At 68.1% G+C, this 17,924-nt stretch carries 16 protein-coding genes; 7 read left to right on the plus strand and 9 right to left on the minus strand.

The window, feature by feature from the left end:
• Window positions 1-36: 36 nt before the first annotated feature.
• Window positions 37-486, plus strand: coding sequence for an Lrp/AsnC family transcriptional regulator (locus ACN6O8_RS18075; protein WP_006388620.1), 450 nt, complete (start codon window positions 37-39; stop codon window positions 484-486).
• 518 nt (window positions 487-1,004) lie between these two features.
• Here the strand turns inward: ACN6O8_RS18075 and ACN6O8_RS18080 are convergent.
• Both ACN6O8_RS18080 and ACN6O8_RS18085 read right to left on the minus strand, forming a co-directional pair.
• Window positions 1,005-1,985, minus strand: a complete 981-nt coding sequence (locus ACN6O8_RS18080; protein ID WP_427992379.1) for a Bug family tripartite tricarboxylate transporter substrate binding protein — start codon at window positions 1,983-1,985, stop codon at window positions 1,005-1,007.
• Between the two features lie 146 nt (window positions 1,986-2,131).
• Window positions 2,132-2,974 carry an alpha/beta hydrolase gene (locus ACN6O8_RS18085; protein WP_427992380.1) on the minus strand — a complete coding sequence of 281 codons (843 nt, stop codon included), beginning with the start codon at window positions 2,972-2,974 and terminating at the stop codon, window positions 2,132-2,134.
• Window positions 2,975-3,056: 82 nt separating this feature from the next.
• Here ACN6O8_RS18085 and ACN6O8_RS18090 point away from each other — a divergent pair, with 82 nt between their 5' ends.
• From ACN6O8_RS18090 to ACN6O8_RS18100, 3 genes are all read left to right on the plus strand, one after another.
• Entirely contained in the window at window positions 3,057-3,956 is a 900-nt protein-coding gene (locus tag ACN6O8_RS18090; RefSeq protein WP_427992381.1) for a LysR substrate-binding domain-containing protein, read from the plus strand.
• A 187-nt stretch (window positions 3,957-4,143) separates the two neighbouring features.
• The gene (locus ACN6O8_RS18095; protein ID WP_427992382.1) at window positions 4,144-4,650 is read left to right on the plus strand and encodes a hypothetical protein; all 507 of its coding nucleotides are present in this window, start codon (window positions 4,144-4,146) and stop codon (window positions 4,648-4,650) included.
• A gap of 109 nt (window positions 4,651-4,759) precedes the next feature.
• The gene (locus tag ACN6O8_RS18100; protein ID WP_427992383.1) at window positions 4,760-5,953 is read left to right on the plus strand and encodes an MFS transporter; all 1,194 of its coding nucleotides are present in this window, start codon (window positions 4,760-4,762) and stop codon (window positions 5,951-5,953) included.
• 106 nt (window positions 5,954-6,059) lie between these two features.
• Here the strand turns inward: ACN6O8_RS18100 and gltX are convergent, their stop codons facing one another.
• Complete coding sequence (gene gltX / locus ACN6O8_RS18105) at window positions 6,060-7,466, minus strand: glutamate--tRNA ligase (protein WP_427992384.1); 1,407 nt, start codon at window positions 7,464-7,466, stop codon at window positions 6,060-6,062.
• A 120-nt stretch (window positions 7,467-7,586) separates the two neighbouring features.
• Between gltX and ACN6O8_RS18110 the strand changes: the two genes are divergently transcribed.
• Window positions 7,587-10,028, plus strand: coding sequence for a GNAT family N-acetyltransferase (locus ACN6O8_RS18110; protein WP_427992385.1), 2,442 nt, complete (start codon window positions 7,587-7,589; stop codon window positions 10,026-10,028).
• A gap of 23 nt (window positions 10,029-10,051) precedes the next feature.
• On the opposite strand, the gene ACN6O8_RS18115 is transcribed toward ACN6O8_RS18110, so the two are convergent.
• From ACN6O8_RS18115 to yjgA, 6 genes are all read right to left on the minus strand, one after another.
• The gene (locus ACN6O8_RS18115; RefSeq protein WP_427992386.1) at window positions 10,052-10,744 is read right to left on the minus strand and encodes an isochorismatase family protein; all 693 of its coding nucleotides are present in this window, start codon (window positions 10,742-10,744) and stop codon (window positions 10,052-10,054) included.
• 9 nt (window positions 10,745-10,753) lie between these two features.
• A complete protein-coding gene (locus ACN6O8_RS18120) occupies window positions 10,754-11,590 on the minus strand; it encodes an ABC transporter permease (RefSeq protein WP_427992387.1) in 837 nt (278 codons plus the stop codon).
• A 3-nt stretch (window positions 11,591-11,593) separates the two neighbouring features.
• Entirely contained in the window at window positions 11,594-12,406 is an 813-nt protein-coding gene (locus ACN6O8_RS18125) for an ABC transporter ATP-binding protein (protein WP_427992388.1), read from the minus strand.
• On the minus strand, window positions 12,406-13,413 hold the full coding sequence (locus tag ACN6O8_RS18130; protein ID WP_427992389.1) for an ABC transporter substrate-binding protein: 1,008 nt from the start codon (window positions 13,411-13,413) through the stop codon (window positions 12,406-12,408). The genes ACN6O8_RS18125 and ACN6O8_RS18130 overlap by 1 nt, the downstream gene beginning before the upstream one ends.
• Window positions 13,414-13,719: 306 nt before the next feature.
• Window positions 13,720-14,397, minus strand: coding sequence for an alpha/beta hydrolase (locus ACN6O8_RS18135; protein WP_427992390.1), 678 nt, complete (start codon window positions 14,395-14,397; stop codon window positions 13,720-13,722).
• A gap of 11 nt (window positions 14,398-14,408) precedes the next feature.
• Complete coding sequence (gene yjgA, locus ACN6O8_RS18140) at window positions 14,409-14,957, minus strand: ribosome biogenesis factor YjgA (protein WP_427992391.1); 549 nt, start codon at window positions 14,955-14,957, stop codon at window positions 14,409-14,411.
• A 58-nt stretch (window positions 14,958-15,015) separates the two neighbouring features.
• On the opposite strand from yjgA, the gene pmbA reads away from it, so the two are divergent.
• Window positions 15,016-16,380: a metalloprotease PmbA gene (gene pmbA / locus ACN6O8_RS18145; RefSeq protein ID WP_427992392.1), complete on the plus strand. Its 1,365-nt coding sequence runs from the start codon at window positions 15,016-15,018 to the stop codon at window positions 16,378-16,380.
• A gap of 213 nt (window positions 16,381-16,593) precedes the next feature.
• Window positions 16,594-17,808, plus strand: a complete 1,215-nt coding sequence (locus ACN6O8_RS18150) for a TRAP transporter substrate-binding protein (protein WP_427992393.1) — start codon at window positions 16,594-16,596, stop codon at window positions 17,806-17,808.
• The last annotated feature ends 116 nt before the right edge of the window (window positions 17,809-17,924 follow it).

Genomic DNA, 17,924 nt, shown 5'->3' on the forward strand with positions numbered 1-17,924 from the left:
GTTCGCGGAATTTCGACCCAAACAGGAGACAAAGTGATGGACAAGACCGATATCGGCATCCTCAAGGCCCTGCAGGAGGATGGCCGGGCCTCGGCGCAGCAACTGTCGGACAAGGTGGGGCTGTCAGCGGCGCCGGTGTGGCGGCGGGTGAAGGCGCTGGAGGCCAGCGGCGTGATCCAGGGCTACAGCGCGCAGGTGGATCGCAGCAAGGTGGGGCTGGGCTGCATGTTCGCGCAGATCAGCCTGGAGCGGCATTCGGCGAATACGGTGGAGAATTTCGAGCGGTCGGTGCGGGATGCGCCGGAGATTCTCGAATGCTATGCCGTCACGGGGGATTCGGATTTTCTGCTCAAGATTCTGGTGGAGAGTCCGGAGGCTTATGACCGGTTCTTGCATCGGTTTTTGTTCAACATGCCTGGGATTCGGCAGACGCGGACGATTGTGGCGTTGCGGGAGATCAAGCATGAGTTGAAGTTGCCCTTATAGGGGGGCTTCTTTGGTTGCTCGCGGGGGGTGGGGTTCTTAAGGCGCGGGTGACGGGGCAGGCGGGGGGGGGGGGGGGAGGGCGGGGCTACGATTGCGGTCCGGAGCGTTCGCTCCGGACTTCCCCTGCGTCAACCTCGTCCGCCTTCGGCTCCCTTCGGTTTCCCTCGGGCGCATCTACACGCCCCGCCATCCCCCGCCTGCCCCGTCACCCGCTCGCGATGAGACTTAACGGCCGCCTTTGGGGCGAGCTGTTTGCTTGGCGTTTTTTTGCCATCAATCGGGGGGGGGAGAGGGGGTTGCGGGGTCGCCAAAGGCGGCCGCGCGGGCGGCCTTCTTTGGCGTTTGGGGGGCTTGCGTCGGGACGGATGACGCTGCGCGCCGTTGGGGAGGGCGGGGCGCGGTCGCGGTGAGCGGCTCCCTGTGCGTCACCACTTTTGATGCATGGGCGCAATCTTGTGATGGTCTCTATATTGCGACGCCCTCTATATAGAGGGCGTTTCTTTATTTGCGGTGGGCGTTTACTGCGGCTGGATGCCGGAGATCTTGATCCATTCCTTCCAGCGGGTGGTGTCTTCCTTGACGAAGGCGTCGAAGCGGGCGGTGTTCATGGCTTCGGGGGTGAGGCCGAGGGCGCGGAGTTTGTCGGCGGTGGCGGGGTCGTTGACGGCGGCCTGGGTGGCGGCGTTCATTTTGGCGACGATGTCGGGCGGGGTACCGGCGGGGGCGGAGATGCCGAGCCAGCCGGCGACGATGAAGTCGGGGTAGTAGGTCGACATGGTGGGGACGTCGGGCCAGGCGGGGTGGCGCTGGGCAGCGGTGACGGCCAGGGGAGCCAGGCCTTTGCCGTCGATCTGGCCCATGGCGGTCAGGTAGTCGACGAAGGCGAAGCCGATCTGCTTGCCGCGCAGGTCGGTGATGATCTGGGTGATGTTCTTGTAGCCGGCGGCGCCGATGTCGATGCCGGCGCGTTGCTTGAACAGTTCGGACGGCACTTGCGAGGACGAACTGTAGTAGCCGAAGAAGACTTCGCCGGGGTGCTTCCTGGCGTATTCGACCAGCTCGGGCACGGTGCGGTAGGGACTGTCGGGGGCGACGATGCCGACCGTGCCGAAGGTGCCGAGCATGCCGACCTGCACGAAGTCTTTCTGGGCGTCGTAGGGCAGGTGCTTGTAGAGGAACTGGTTGGCGGCGTGGGTCGAGTTGGTGGACAAGAGGAAGGTGTAGCCGTCGCCGGGCGCGTTCTTGGCGGCATTGGTGCCGACGATGCCGCCGGCGCCGGGGCGGTCTTCGACGATGACGGTCTGGCCGGTCTGCTTGCCCAGGAACTGGGCGAAGGTGCGGGCGGTGAGGTCGGCGGCGCCGCCGGCCGCGGACGGGACGATCAGCGTGATGGGTTTCTCGGGCCAGCCGGCGGCGTGCGATGCGCCGGCCAGCAGCAGGCTGGCGGCGGCGAGCGCACGGCGCAGGAATGAACGGGGCGCGAAGGGGGTGAGGGTCATGCTTGTCTCCTGGGGCGGCGGTGATGCCGTCGTGTTTTGTGGTTAGCTGGGTGATTCAGGGCGCGGTGAACGCAGCCGGGCGGGGGTGTTCGTGGGGGCGTGGGCGAATGTCGATGCTCGGGGCGGGGCCGGCGGGGCGGCGCGGATCAGCCGAATTGCTGGCGATACCATTCGAGGATCGCGTCCGCGCTGACCTGCCATTGGTCGCCATACATCATGCAGTGCGGCTGTCCGGCGAGGACGGCATGGGCAAAGCCGAACAGGCGCGCGATGGCGCGATCCTGGCCCGGCGGATGGCGGTCGTGGGTGTCCAGGCCGGCTTCCAGGCACAGGCCGGGGGCGGTCACGGCGGCGGGGTCGATCGGTACGCGCAGCAGGTAGCGGTCATTGAGCACGCGCGGGCTTTCGGGGGTGAGGCGCTGGGTGACGGCGCTGACGTCGCGCGTCGGCGTGGTGGCCAGGAAGCGGGCGCGGATCTCGCCGGCGGCGGGCGCGGTGCGCACGGCGTCGGCGGGCACCGGCGGCAGGCCCCGCGCGCCGGGCAGGTTGGCGGGCGGCGACGGCGCTATCAGCACCACGCCGGCGACGGCGCGCTGGCTGGCCGCCAGCAGCGCGGGCAGGGCGCCCATGCTGTGGCCCACCACCACGGTGGGGGCGTTCAGCAGGTCGAGCGCGCTGACCACGTCAGCGGCCAGGTCGGCGATGCCGGCGTCGATGAAGCCTTTATCCCGCGGCAAGGCGCCGTGGCCGCGCAGGTCGATGGCGGCGCAGGCCAGGCCGGCGCGGGCGAAATAGTCCAGGTAATGCGCGTAGCACCAGGCGCCGTGATAGGCGCCTGGCACCAACAGCAGGCCAGGCTTGCCGTTGGGCGCGGCGGCGGTCAGCAGGCGGCCGTGGCCGGCGGGGCGGGCGGGCAACCGGTCGGCGAGGCTGAAGTCGAGCGGATCGACGACGCGCGCGGCGGCCGGGGAGAGAGTGGCGGTAGTCATTGCGGCCATGTTAAGTGCCGCCCTATGATCAGAAAACTTTATTTTTCCTATGGTTTGATAAGTTCATCAAATCAACTGTCCGATGCCCGCCTTGCCCGAACTGTCCATTGCGCACTACCGCCACTTTCTGCTGGTGGCCGAATTGCGCAGCTTCCGCGCCGCTGCCGCGCGCGCGTTCCGCTCGCAGCCGGCGCTGTCGTTGTCGATCCGTGAAATGGAGCAGCGCCTGGGCCAACCGCTGTTCGAGCGCGGCAACGGCAACGCGCTGACGCGCTTCGGCCAGGACTGCCTGCCCTTGGCGCGTGAACTGGTGGAGCATCATGACCGCGTGGCGGGCGCGTTGGCGGGGTTGGCCAGCAACGAGGCCGGCACCTTGACCATGGCCTCGGTGGCGACCGTGGCGACCCATTGGCTGCCCGAGTTGGTGGCGGCCTATCGCGAGCGCTATCCGGCGGTGGCCCTGCGCCTGTTCGACGACAACTCGGAGGGCGTGGAGCGCATGGTGCTGGCCGGCGAGGTCGAGCTGGGGGTGTGCAGCCCGGTGCTGCGCGACCGGCGCCTGTCGTTCGAGCCGCTGCTGCGCGACGCATTCGGACTGGTCTGCCATCGCGGCCATCCGCTGGCGGGGCGCAAATCGGTGACCTGGCGCGAGATCGCCGGATTGCCGCTGGTGGGCACGGTGGCGCATCGCCAACTGGCGGACTATCCGCAGGCCGCCTTCATGATGGAACGCCAGGTGTTCGTGTCCAACATGATGTCGCTGCTGGCGATGCTGGAGCGCGGCGTGGGGGTGACGGTGCTGGCGCGGCTGGGCGTGCCGCCGGATTCGCCCGGTCTGGTTTTCGTGCCGCTGGCGCGGCCGCGCATCGAGCGCGAGCTGGGCATCACGCGGCTGGCCGGCCGCAGCCTGTCGCCGGCGGCTGCGCGCATGGAGGAAATGCTGCGCGCCAAGGCCGCGCGCGGTGGCCGCAGTGTCGCTTGAAACCAACGCATTTTTGCGCGTTTACGCCTTAAATCACGGGCTTTCCGGCACCGACTGTTGCGCAATTGCACATGGCGCGGATCGTCGTTGATTCTTCCCCAGCGCCTCTTTAGAGTGCGTGATGTTTGCTGCGCGAGGGGCGTGCCGGTTTGAGCGGCACGACGCGTCGACAGACGTTGAGGAAGTCATGAGCAGTGTGTATTTGCGTTCGGCGGGCGTGGCTTGCGCCCTTCTGATCCTGGCCGGCTGTGCCGGCCGGAAACCCGCCTCCATTACCGAGGGCCAGCCGGAAGCGGCGCCCAAACCGGTGGCGTGCGTCCCCGCCAAAAGCGGCGATCCCATGGTCGGTACCTGGTATTCGAATTCCAAGCCGAAGGGCGTCAGCGGCGATTTCCAGGCCCTGACGGTGCTGTATGCCGACGGCCGCATGGCCTACGAGACCCAGTTGAAGATCGGCCGCAAGACGCGCCCGGCGCTGCGCGAGACCGGCTGCTGGAGCGTGGTGGATGGCGTCTACACGATGCAGACCACGCAATCGAACGGCGAGATGGTGGACGCCAACGATCCGATCTATATCAACCGCTACCGCGTCGAGAAGGTCGAGCAGGCCAAGCTGATTCTGCGCGAGCTCAAGAGCGGCGGCCAGGTCGTCACGGCGCGCCGCATGCCGCAGGGCTACCGTCTGCCGTACTGAGCCCGGTCGGCGTTGCGCCCGGTGCCCGCCAGCCGGCCGCCGGCGTCGCCAAGCGGGCGCGGCTGCGGTAAGGTGCGGACTTCGTCCTCCATCGTGTCGCCGGCCGCTCATGCCCGCCCTCTCTTCCGAAGCGCGCGCCATCGCGTTGCTTGCCCTGGCCGCTTTCGTCAGCGCCAGTGCCTTCCGTATCTGTGATCCCATGTTGCCGCAGCTGGCCGCCGAATTCGGCGCCAGCACGGGCCAGGCCGCGCGCGCGGTGACCGCGTTCGCGGTGGCCTACGGGGTGCTGCAAATGTTCTTCGGCCCGGTCGGCGACCGCTACGGCAAGTACCGGGTGGTCAGCGTGGCGACTTTCGCCTGCGCGCTGGGCAGCGCCGGCGCGTTCGCCGCCGAGACACTCGATGTGCTGGTGTTCTGCCGCGCCCTGTCGGGGGCGGCGGGCGCCGGCATCGTGCCACTGTCGATGGCCTGGATCGGCGACACGGTGCCCTACGAGCGCCGCCAGGCGACCCTGGCGCGCTTTCTGACCGGCACCATCCTCGGCATGGCGGCCGGCCAATTGGCCGGCGGCCTGTTCGCCGACACCCTGGGCTGGCGTTGGGCCTTCGCGGCGCTGGTCGGCGGCTATCTGGTGGTGGGCACGCTGCTGCATCTGGAAGTGCGGCGCCAGCGCGCGTTGGGGCTGGGCCTGGTCGATCCGAACGTTCCGCGCCAGGGATTCGTGGCGCAAGTCCGGCTGGTGCTGGGCACGTCCTGGGCGCGCGTCGTGCTGGCCACGGTCTTCATCGAGGGCCTGTTGGTATTCGGCGCCCTGGCATTCGCGCCGTCCTACCTGCATGAACGCTTCGATATTTCGCTGACCGCGGCCGGGGCGCTGGTGGCGGTGTATGCGGTGGGCGGGCTGCTGTACACGGTGGTGGCCGGCCGCGTCCTCAAGCGGCTGGGCGAGCGCGGTCTGGCGGTGGCGGGCGGCCTGGTGCTGGGCGTGGCGTTCCTGTCGTACTTGCTGGGGCCGGTCTGGATCTGGAGCCTGCTGGCCAGCGTGCTGGCGGGTTTCGGCTACTACTTGCTGCACGCGACCCTGCAGACCAACGCCACCCAGATGGTGCCGTCGGCGCGCGGCACGGCGGTGGCCTGGTTCGCGTCCTGCCTGTTCATGGGCCAGGCGGCGGGCGTGGCGCTGGCCGGCGCGGTGGTGGACGAGGCCGGCGCGGCGGTGTTGTTCGGCGGCTCGGCGGTGTTGTTGCCGCTGTTGGGGGCGTTTTTCTCGCGGGCCCTCAAGGCGCGGCCCAAGGCCGCCTAGTGCGTCCGCCGCCGCGCGGCGCTGGCGCCCAGAGCGGTCCGCGATAACGAAAGAAAGCCCCGAACGGCCAAGGCCGGACGGCGCTTTTTCGTGGGCGCAAGCGCGGTCAGATGGCGGCCAGGCGCTTGATCACCACGTCCTTGCCCAGCAGGGCCAGCACCGCGTCCACCGCGGGTGTCTGGGTCTGGCCGGTGACGGCCACGCGCAGCGGGATCGCCAGTTGCGGCATCTTCAGGCCACGGTCGGCCAGCACGGCCTTGATCAAGGCCGAGATACCCTCGCGGGACCAGTCGGCGCCCTGGGCGCGCTGGGCGAAATCGGCCAGCGCTTCGCGCGCGGCGGCGGTCAGGTGCTGCTCGACCAGCTCCGGCGCGGCCGGCTTGAATTCACCGCAGAAAAGCATGGCGCCGTCGGCCAGTTGTTCCAGGGTCTCGGCGCGGTCCTTGAGCAGGCCCATCACGCCCGGCAGGTCGATCTTTTCCGGATGGCCGCCGCGGTGGGCGACGCGCGGCGCCACGCGTTCGGCCAGTTCGGTGTTGTCCATCTGCTTGATGTAGTGGGCGTTGACCCAGTTCAGCTTCTTCGGGTCCCACTGCGAGGCCGACTTGGACAGGTGGCGGGTGTCGAACCATTGCACCAGCTGGTCGCGGCTGAAGAGTTCGTCGTCGCCGTGGCTCCAGCCCAGGCGCGCCAGGTAGTTGATCATGGCCTCGGGCAGGTAGCCCTGGCTGTCGTATTCCATGACGTTGACCGCGCCGTGGCGCTTGGACAGCTTTTCGCCGTCCGGGCCGAGGATCATGGGCACGTGGCCGTATTCCGGCAGCGTGGCGCCCAGCGCGCGCAGGATGTTGATCTGGCGCGGGGTGTTGTTGACGTGGTCATCGCCGCGCAGCACGTGGGTGATGCCCATGTCCCAGTCGTCCACCACCACGCAGAAGTTGTAGGTGGGGGTGCCGTCCGGGCGCGCGATGATCAGGTCGTCCAGCTCGCTATTGTCGAAGCTGATGGGGCCCTTGACCATGTCGTTCCAGGCGGTGGCGCCGTCCTGGGGATTCTTGAAGCGCACCACCGGCTTGCGGCCTTCCGGCACCGGCGGCAGGGTCTTGCCGGGCTCCGGGCGCCAGGTGCCGTCGTAGCGCGGCTTGTCGCCGCGGGCGCGGGCGGCCTCGCGCATGGCCTCGACTTCCTCGGGCGAGCTGTAGCAATGGTAGGCGGTGCCGGCGGCCAGCATCTGCGCGACCACTTCGCGGTAGCGGTCCATGCGCTGCATCTGGTAGAACGGGCCTTCGTCCGGCTGCATGCCGAGCCAGTCCATGCTGTCCAGGATGGCCTGCACCGCTTCCGGCGTGGAGCGTTCGACGTCCGTGTCCTCGATGCGCAGCACGAAGGTGCCCTGGTGGTGGCGCGCGAAGGCCCAGGAGAACAGCGCGGTGCGGGCGCCGCCCAGGTGCAGGAAGCCCGTGGGCGAAGGCGCGAAGCGGGTACGGATGGGGGAGGGGGCGTTGGAAGTCATAGGTGGCAATGATAGCGGCTGCGGCGCCACGAAGCGGCGCCGGGCTGGGCCTGGATCAAGCGGACGAGGGGATTGTCTTGTTACGATGAACGCTATTTTAGATTAGTGCCTGCCCCCGCCATGCTGCGACACGCTCTTGCCCCGATGTTCGAACCCGGTTCGCTGGTGATCGTTGCCGATCGGCCGCTGCCGGCGGCGAACTCGCTGTCGCCCGCGCTGAAAGCGAAAACCACGGTGGTGGCCTGCGAAACCGGCGCCGCGCCCGAGCTGCCGGAAGCGCTCCAAGGCCTGGCCGCCGGGGAACGGCCCGATCTGGCCCTGGTTTGCGTCTCGCCCGCCGTGCTGCCCGAGACCCTGCGCCGGCTGGCGCCGCTGGCGCCGCGCTCGGTGATCCTGTTGCCGCACGAGCTGCCCGACCCGTACCCGCGCGGCACGCTGGCGCTGTGCCGCGCCTGGGCCGAGGAGAACCGCTGCGAATTGCTGGGGCCGCGCTCGTTCGGCGCCCAGCGCCCGCACGCCGGCCTGAACCTGAGCCAGCACCCGGTGCTGGCGCGCGCCGGCCGTGTGGCGCTGCTGGCGCAGTCGCGTTCCATCATGGCCGCCGTGATGGACTGGGCCGAGGACGTGCACATCGGTTTTTCCACTGCCGTGTCGCTGGGCGATGAGGCGGTGGTGGGCTTGTCCAAGGTGTTGGACTACCTGGCCAGCGACCCGCGCACCGACAGCATCGTGCTGTACCTGGAAGACGTCGGCCCGGCGCGCGAATTCATGAGCGCGCTGCGGGCCGCGGCCAGCGTCAAGCCGGTCATCGTGCTCAAGGCCGGGCGCGCCGACGGCGACAGCGCCGACGCCATTTTCGATGCCGCGCTGCGGCGCGCCGGCGCGGTGCGGGTGCGCTACTTCGTGCAATTGTTCTCGGCGGTCAAGGTGCTGGGCTACACGCGCCGCCCCAAGGGTCGGCGCGTGGCGCTGATCTCCAACGGCAGCGGGCCGCCCCAGTTGGCGATGGACCTGATCGGCCCGGACGCGGCCGTGCTGCGCGCCGAGCTGGCGCCGGCCACACAGCGCGCCCTGGCGGCGATGCTGGAGCCGGACGCGGCCAGCGCCAACCCGGTCATCACCTATGTGCCGCTGACGCCGGAACGCATTCGCGCCATCCTCGACGTGGTGCTGGACGACGCCGGCGTGGACGGCGTGCTGGTGTTGCTGGCGCCCGACGCGCTGGCCGACATGCCGGCGGTGGCGCGCGAGCTGGCGCTGATCGCACCCAAGGCCAGAAAGCCGGTGGTCACCTGCTTCATGGGGGATGCCGGCATGCGGCCGCTGCGGCGCATGCTGGACGATGCCGGCACCTCGGCCTTTCGCACCCCCGAGTCGGCCGCCGACGCCTTCGGCGTGCTGGCCACGCACCATTACAACCAGCAGCTGCTGCTGCAGACCCAGCCGCCCGAGCCGGCCACCCATGTGCCCGACCTGGCCGCCGCGCGCGAGATCCTGGCGCGTGTGCGGGCCGCTTGCCGGCGCGAGCTCAATACCGCCGAGATCCGCGCGCTGCTGTCCCTTTTCTATGTGCCGCTGCGCGACATGCCGCTGGATGTGGCCGCGGCCGAGCCCGAATCCCGCCCCATGGCGATCCGGGTGCGGCGCGATCCGCAGTTCGGGCCCGTCATCCGCTTCGGCGCCGGCGGGCCGGACGCGGTACTGTCGCAGTCCGACCGGGGCATCGACCTGCCGCCGCTCAACGGCTTCCTGGCGCGCCAGATGATCGAGCGCAGCCGACTGTGGCGCCGCGTGCTGGCGCCGCGCGTCGGCCATTTGGCCGCCGAGGCCTTGCAGCAGGCGCTGGTACTGGTCTCGGAGATGGTGTCGGAGCTGCCGGACATCGAAACGCTCGACATCGACCCGCTCTATGCCGGCGAAACCCATTTGCGCGCCGGCGGCCTGCGCATGACGTTGACCGAGACGCCGGGTTGCGAAACCCCGCAGACCGCCGGCTATCCGCACATGGCGATCCACCCGTACCCGGCGCGCCTGGTGCAGGTACGGCGTTTCGCCGACGGCATCCCGTGGGTGCTGCGGCCGATCCGCCCCGAGGACGGCCAGCCGCTGCAGGATTTCATCCGCGGCCTGTCGGAACGCTCGCGCTACATGCGCTTCGTGTCGATGATGCGGGAGCTCACGCCGCGCATGGTGTCGCGCTACACCCAGGTGGACTACCACCGCGAGCTGGCGCTGGTGGCCGCCACCCAGGTGCCGAACCCGGCCAATCGCGGCCATCCGCACGAGGTGCTGGTGGGCTTCGCGCATTACCTGCGCAACCCGGATGGGCGCGGCGCGGAATACGCGCTGGTGATCGGCGATGACTGGCAGCGGCGCGGCCTGGGCCGCCAGTTGATGACAGCGCTGATCGACGCGGCGCGCGAGCAGGGGCTGGAATACATCGACGGCCTGGTGCTGTCGACCAACCGGCCGATGCTGTCGCTGATGACCAGCCTCGGTTTCACCAATGATCCGGATCCGGAAGACCCGACCATGCGGCGGGTCTGGCTGAATCTGCGCTGAGCCGGCGCCGGGCCGTGCCGGCGTCAGGCGGTCTTGCGCAAGGCCTGCGCCGGCCGCAGGCGCGTCGCCACCTCGTCCACCGCCAGCACGTCGCCGAAGAACAGCAGCCAGCCGTGCAGGGCGTGCTCGTGTTCGGCGGGGGTGACGGCGGCCAGCGCGTCGTCCACCATGATGGTGCGGAAGTCGCGCATCATGGCGTCGCGCGCGGTGGATTCACAGCAGACGTTGGTGACCGTGCCGGCGATCAGCAGCGTGTCCACGCCGCGCCCGCGCAGCAGCGGCTCCAGTTCCGACGAGCCCGTCGCCATGGCGCTGTAGAAACGCTTGACCACGCGCAGGTCGCTGTCGGCCGGCCGCAGGTCCGGATGCAGGGCGAAGCCCGGCGCGTCGCGGCGCAGGGTTTGCAGGCGGCGCGCGCTGCGCTCCGGCGTCAGCATCACGCCGTGGTGGTGCGACCAGAAGGCGTCCGCGTTGTCGGAGGCGGTCTGCACCCAGACCACCGTGCCGCCCGCGTCGCGCACCGCGTCGCACAGGCGGTTGACCGGCTCGATGATGCCGCGCGCTGCGGCGCATTCGCCCTGGTAGCCGGGCAGCGTGAAGTACTGCTGCATGTCGATCACCACCACCGCGGTGCGGGCGCCGGGCAGGGTGTCGTACGGATGCAGGCAGCCCTGGCGGGCGATGACGCGGTCCTGAACCCATTGCGGGATATGCATGGCGGTTCCTTATCCGTAACGCCGCGCCACGGCGGCCTCGATGCGGTACACCACCAGGTACATGACGCTGGAGATCAGCGCCAGCATGGCGATGGCGGTCATGACGATGTTCAGCTTGAAGACCTGGCTGCCGTTCATGATGAGAAAGCCCAGGCCCGAGTCGGCCGACTGGAATTCGCCGACGATGACGCCCACCAGCGCCAGGCCGATGTTCATCTTCACCGCCGCGATCAGGGTCGGCACGCTGCCCGGCAGCACCACCTTGGTCAGCACCTGCCAGCGGCTGGCGCCGAAGGTGCGGGCCAGCTTGACCTTGTTCAGGTCGATGGCGCGAAAGCCGGCATACACCACCATGATGGTCACGAACACGGCGATCGCCACGGCCATGCCGTAGACCGCGTAGTCCGACCCCAGCCACAGGTAGAAGATCGGCACGAAGGCGATCTTCGGCATGGCATTGGCCACCACCAGGAATGGATCCAGCACCTTGTACAGGAAGTCCGACCACCACAGCGCGGCGGCGACGATGATGCCGATCACCATGCTGAGCGTGAAGCCCACCAGCGTGGCCGACAGCGTGGTGGCGATGTGGTGCGCCAGGTTGCCCTGGTTCCACAGCTCCAGGAAGGTCGGCCACAGCGCGCTCGGATAGCTGGTCAGCAGCGGGTTCAGAATGTGCATGCGCGGCAGGATTTCCCAGGCGCACAGGAACACCACCAGCAGCAGCGCCTGGGCGATGCGAATGTGGCGGCGGCGGGCGCGGTCGCGCCGCAGGTAGTCCAGGTACTTCTGGCTGGGCGCGGGCACGGCGCGCAGCGGCACGGTGTTGGCGACAGGTGCGTTCACGGCTCAACCCTCCACATGGACATCCAGCTCGTCCCAGAGCTGTTTGAAGTAGGCATTGAATTCCGGCCGGGAGCGGGCCTGGAACGGCGTCGGCCGCGCGCCGTCGCCATAGTGGATGCGGTACTGGCTCTTGAGGCGGCCGGGCCGGCGCGACAACACGATGACGCGGTCGGTCATGGCGATGGCCTCGCCGATGTCGTGCGTCACCAGCACCACCGTCTTGCCTTCGCGCCGCAGGATGTCGACGACCTCGTCCGAAATCGCCAGCCGGGTCTGCGAGTCGAGCGCCGAGAACGGCTCGTCCAGCAGAATCACATCAGGCTCGGTGACCAGCGTGCGCGCCAGCGCCGCGCGCTGGCGCATGCCGCCCGACAGTTGGCGCGGCGTGTGCGACAGGAATGCGCCCAACCCGCATTTTTCCAGCAGGTGCACCGCCCGCGCTTCGCTGCGCGCATCGCGCCGGCCCTGGATCTCGGCGCCCAGCATGACGTTGTCGAGGATGGTGCGCCACTCGAAAAGATAGTCCTGCTGCAGCATGTAGCCGATGCGCGGGTTGGGTTCGGTGACCGCCTGGCCGTCGATCATCACCGCGCCCGATGTCGGCGCGATCAAGCCGGCGATGAGCGACAGCAGCGTGCTCTTGCCACAGCCGCTCTGGCCGATCAGGCTGACGAATTCGCCCGGCGCCAGCGCGAACGACACGTTGGACAGGGCCTCGGTCTCGCCCTCGGGAGTGAAGTAGCTCAGGCAGACATCGCGCAGCTCGATCTTGGCGCTGGCGGCCTCCGGCTTCAGGTTGTGGACGACGGCGCTCATCACGGCACCTTCCTGGCGAAGTCCGCCACCACCACGTCTTCATATTTGACGCGGGCGCTGTCCTTCATCACCGCGCTGGCGACCAGCATGTCCTGCAACTGGTTCATGGCCTCGGCCGTCACCAGCGGCGTGGTCTTCCAGATCTGGTACTGCTTGTAGCGTTCGATGGCGTCGGTCACCGCGGCCGGATCCATGCCCGGGAAGTAGGTCATGATCTGCGGCGCCAGTGTCGCCGCCGGCGTGTCCTTGACGTATTTCTCGGCGCGCGCCACCACATCGGTCCAGGCCTGGATCACCTTGGGGTTGTCGCGGATGTACTTGTCGGTGGCGGTGAAGACCGTGTAGTCCACCTGGCCCACCTCGTGGCCGACCGAGGCCACGATATAGCCCTTGCCGTTGCGCACCAGTTCGCCGGCCTCGGGTTCCAGGAAGATGCCGTATTCGCCCTGGCCGGCCATCCAGGCGCCGGCGCGCGCCGGTATGCCAATGCTATTGAGCAGCTTGACGTCCTTTTGCGGATCCAGGCCGTGCTTGCGCAGCGCGGTCTCCAGGAACACGATGGGGTTCGACCCGGGCCGAAAGCCGATCACCTCCTTGCCCTTGAGCATGTTCCAGTCGAATTTCTCGACCGGCTTGCGCGCCAGCAGAAAGAAGCCGTCAGTGGCGGTCAGGCCGGCGAAAATCTTCGGCTTGACCGGCGACTCGCTGTTTTGCACGTAGATCGAAGCCTCGGGGCCGATCAATACGATGTCGGCGCTGCCCGACAGCAACGCGGTCATGCCCTTGTCGGTGCCCTGCGAGGTCTTCATGGACACGTCCAGCCCGGCGTCCTTGAAGTAGCCCTGCGACAGCGCGACATACTTGGGTACGTAGAGGATGGAGCGCACCACCTCTTCGTAGCGGACTTTCACCGGGGGATTCAAGGCTTCGCCATGGCTGGCGAAAGGGGCGAGGGCGGCGGCGAGCAGCGCCGCGGCTGCCAGGCGGGGCAATGGCAAAGACTTCACGGGACTTTCTCCTGCGTCTGAATGCCTCGCCGAAACCCGGCGCGACACGGCCAATGGGATGGATCGACTGCAACAACAGGGAAGCCCGAGCGCTTGCGATCGGGCCAATACGGCGTGGATTGAATACTATATTCAATGATCGCGAGCGACAAGCGTTTTGGTATTGGCGTTTTTCTCTATGGACGTGCGTGGCCGGGCTCCGGAAAATCCGGGGCTGGAATACCAGTTGGTATACAAAATGGGATCACCCCTCGTTGAGGGGCCCGGCGAACCCGGGCCAGGGAGGGGCGACGCGCGCCGCCGGCTTTACGCCAGTACCTGGTTCAGGAAGCGGGAGATGTCGGCCACTTCCTCGGCGCAGACCGAGTGCGGCATCGGGTAGGTGTGCCAGCGCACGTCGTAGCCCAGGCGTTCCAGTTCGGCGCGCGAGGCCTCGGCGCGCGGCAGCGAAACCACCGGGTCGTACAGGCCATGTGCCAGGAAGATCGGGGTGCGCTGGTTGGCCGGCGCGCGCTCGGCCTCGGCGCTGTCCAGTAGCGGCAGGTAGCCCGACAGGCCCATCATGCCGGCCAACTGCTCCGGCAGACGCAAGCCGGTGTGCAGCGTCATGGCGCAGCCTTGCGAGAAGCCCGCCAGCACGATGTTCGACGTCGGGATGCCGCGCGCATTCTCACGCGCGATCAACTTATGGATCGCCGCTTCCGAGGCGCGGATGCCCTTGGCGTCTTCCACCCGCACCAGATCCATCACCAGGATGTCATACCAGGAACGCATCGCCATGCCGTTGTTGATGGTGACGCGCTGCACCGGGGCGTTGGGGAAGACGAATCGCACGCCCAGGCCGGCAGGCAAGTCCAGTTCCGGCACGATCGGCGCGAAGTCGTTGCCGTCGGCGCCCAGGCCGTGCAGCCAGATCACGGCGTGCTTGGGGTTGGGGGCGGTTTCGATCTCGATGCAATCGAGCAGGTCGGTCGGGGCGTTCATGGACAACGGTGTCAGTGGTTGAGGGTCTTGAGCGCCTGGAACAGGGCGCGATAGTGCTTCTTCTGCGGTTCCTGGCCCTGCAGCAGGGCGGCGTTGGCCAGCTTTTCCTTGCGGGCGGCGCGGATCACCGAGCGCAATTGCTGCACGTCCGCCAGCGGATTGTCGTTCAGCAGCTTGGTCAGCGCCTCGTCATCGTCGAGCAGGCGGTCGCGCAGGGTTTCCAGGCGGTGCATGGCCGCGGTTTCCTCGCGCGAGCCGTTTTCCCAGACATCGAGCTGGGCGCGGATTTCGTCGGCGGGCGCGTCGCGCATCAGCTTGCCCACGAAGTGGGTCTGGCGGCGGCGGCCTTCGCGGCTGGTGGTGCGCTGCGCCTCGCGGATCGCCTCGTAGAGACGTTCGGCCAGGGGCAACTGCTTGAGGCGTTCGGGGGACAGTTCGATCAGTTGCTTGCCGAGATCCAGCAGCGCATGCATTTCGCGCTTGATCTGCGACTTGCTGGGACGATCGTAGCCGTTCTCGTCGTAGCCGTCGGAGGGTTCTTCTTCGATATGGGAATTCATGGAAAACTGCGCAATGACAGACTTGGCTATGATAACCGTCTCTGCAAATTGGACAGCAATGGTCAAATCCTCCTCCTCCTTGCCGCTGGCGGCCAATCACGCGCGTTTTTCCGAACTCGTCGAGCAAACCCTGGCCTACGCGCGCCAGATCGGCGCCTCGGACGCCGCCGCCGAAGTCTCCGAAAGCCTGGGTCTGTCGGTCTCGGTTCGCAAGAACGACATCGAGACCGTCGAACAGACCCGTGACCGCTCGCTCGACCTGACGGTTTACGCCGGCCAGAGCCGCGGCTCGGCCTCGACCTCCGACTTTTCCGAAGCGGCGCTGCGCCAGACGGTCGAAGCCGCCTGGCACATCGCCCGCCACACCGCCGCCGATCCGGCCGCCGGCCTGCCCGACGCCGAGCTGCTGGCCACCGAATTTCCCGACCTGGACCTGCATCGCGCCTGGACGGTTTCCACCGAGCAAGCCGCCGAGCTGGCGCTGCGCGCCGAACGCGCCGCGCGCGAGGTCGATGCCCGCATCACCAATACCGACGGCGCCACGGTCGGCACCTACGAAGGCCAGTTCGTCATGGGTAACACCCGTGGCTTCCTGGGCGGTTATCCGTATTCGCGCCACAGTCTGTCGGTGGCGCCCATCGCCGGGCGCGGCAATGGCATGCAGCGCGACTACTGGTACACCTCCGAGCGCGACCCGGCCAAGCTGGCCACGCCGGAGGCCGTCGGCCGCTACGCCGCCGAACGCACCCTGTCGCGCCTGTCGGCGCGCCGCATCCGCACGGGCAAGTTCCCGGTGCTGTTCGAGGCGCCGCTGGCGCTCGGCCTGGTGGGCGCCCTGACGCAGGCCGCCAACGGCGGCGCGCTGTACCGCAAGGCCAGCTTCCTGCTCGATGCGCTGGGCAAGCCGATCTTTCCGGAACACATCAACCTGACCGAAGACCCGCACATCCGCGGCGCCATGGGCAGCTCGCCGTTCGACGACGAAGGCGTGCGCACCCGCAAGCGCAATGTCGTGTCGGCCGGCGTGCTGGAAGGCTATTTCCTGTCTTCGTACACCGCGCGCAAGCTCGGCATGCAGACCACCGGCAACGCCGGCGGCTCGCACAACCTGGTGTTCAGCTCCACGCTGACGCGCCCTGGCGATGATTTCGAAGCGATGCTCAAGAAGATGGGCACAGGCTTCCTGGTCACCGAGTTGATCGGGCAGGGCGTGAACTACGTCACCGGCGACTACTCGCGCGGCGCGTTCGGCTACTGGGTCGAGAACGGTCAGATCCAGCACGCGGTGCAGGAAGTCACCATCGCCGGCAACCTGTCGGACATGTTCCGCCAGATCGTCGCGGTGGGCGCCGACACCATCTCGCGCGGCACCAAGACCACCGGCTCGATCCTGATCGAGCAGATGGCGATCGCGGGCACCTGATCCGCGCGTCATCGTCAAGACGCCCGCCTGGGCGGGTCTCGCGCGGCCCGGCCAGGCGGGCGTTGTCGTTGCGGCGCCGTTTGCCGGACGCGGCTTTGCCCGTCTTTGCAATCCTTGACCGCTCGGGAATTCCTCTAGCCGCCAGGGGCGATTGCAACGTGTAATATCCGGCGGGTATTGCTCGAACTGGTATCGCCGCATAGGAGCAAAGAGATGCAACGACGTTCATTCTTGAAGCAGGCCGGCCTGGGCGCCGTGGCGGCGGGGGCGGCGGTCAGTGCTCCCGTCCTGGCGCAGGATTCGCCCTCGGTCAGCTGGCGCCTGGCGTCCGGCTTTCCGGCCGCGCTGGATCTGCGTTTCGGGGCCGGCGAGCGCTTGCGCAAGTTCGTCTCCGATGCCACCGGCGGCAAGTTCAGCATCACGCAGCTGGCCGACGGCGAGATCGCGCCCGCGACGGAACTGATGGACGCGGTTGGCGCCGCCAAGGTCGAGTGCGCCCACGTGTCGTCGGCCGTCTATTTCGCCAGGAATCCCGCCTTTTGCTTCGATGCGGCTGTGCCGTTCGGCCTGGACGCCGCGCTAATGGACGCCTGGATGCTCGAAGGCGACGGCCTGCGCCTGACGCGCGAACTGTTCAAGGCGCACAAGATCATCAACTTTCCGCTTGGCAACACCGGCCCACAGATGGGCCTGTGGTCCAACCGCGAGATCAAGCGCGCCACCGACCTGAAAGACCTGAAGATGCGCGTCGACGGCCTGGCGGCGCAAGTGCTGGCGCGCCTGGGCGTGGCGACGCAGCAGGCCGGCGCGGCCGCGCAGGACAATGACGCGAAGGGCGCCGAGGCGGCCAAGGACGCGAAACCCGCCGACGCAGCAAAGCCGGTCGATGCGGCCAAGCCAACAGATGCGGCCAAGCCGGCCGATGGCGCCAAGCCGGCCGATGGCGCCGCCAGGCCCCTCCCGGACGCGGTGGCGGGCGCCGGCGCCTACGATGACGGCAAACTGGGCCTGAACAAGATCGCGAAGTTCTATTACGGCCCCAGTTGGTGGGCCGCCAGTGAACAGTTGTCGCTCTATATCAATGAAGATGCCTGGGCCAAGCTGCCCAAGCACTATCAGGCGGTGCTCGAGGCCGCCGTCCTGGCGGCGCATACCCGCACTACCGCGGCCTATGCCGCCCGCAATCCGGCGGCCCTGGCCCAGTTGGTCGCGGCGGGCACCCAGGTGCGGGCCTTGCCGCGCTCGGTGATGGACGCCGCGTTCGAGGCCAGCCAGCAGGTCTACCAGGACTTGGGCGAGAAAGACCCCAAGTTCAAGGCGATCCATGACAACTACATGGGCTTTCGCGACCACGCGATGCCCTGGTTCCGCCTGACCGAGGGGGCCTACGACCAGTACCTGGGCGTGGCGCTCTCCGCGCGCAGCTGATGGCAGGGCCGGGTGCCGAATGGCATTCGGCGGGAGGTGGGGTTTTCGCTGATAACCCCGTGTTTTTTACAAAAAAATGGGCGGTTTTGCTCCTTTTGTTGAACGGCATTCGAGTT

The sequence above is a fragment of the Achromobacter sp. genome, from assembly GCF_050285565.1.
GTDB lineage: Bacteria > Pseudomonadota > Gammaproteobacteria > Burkholderiales > Burkholderiaceae_B > Achromobacter.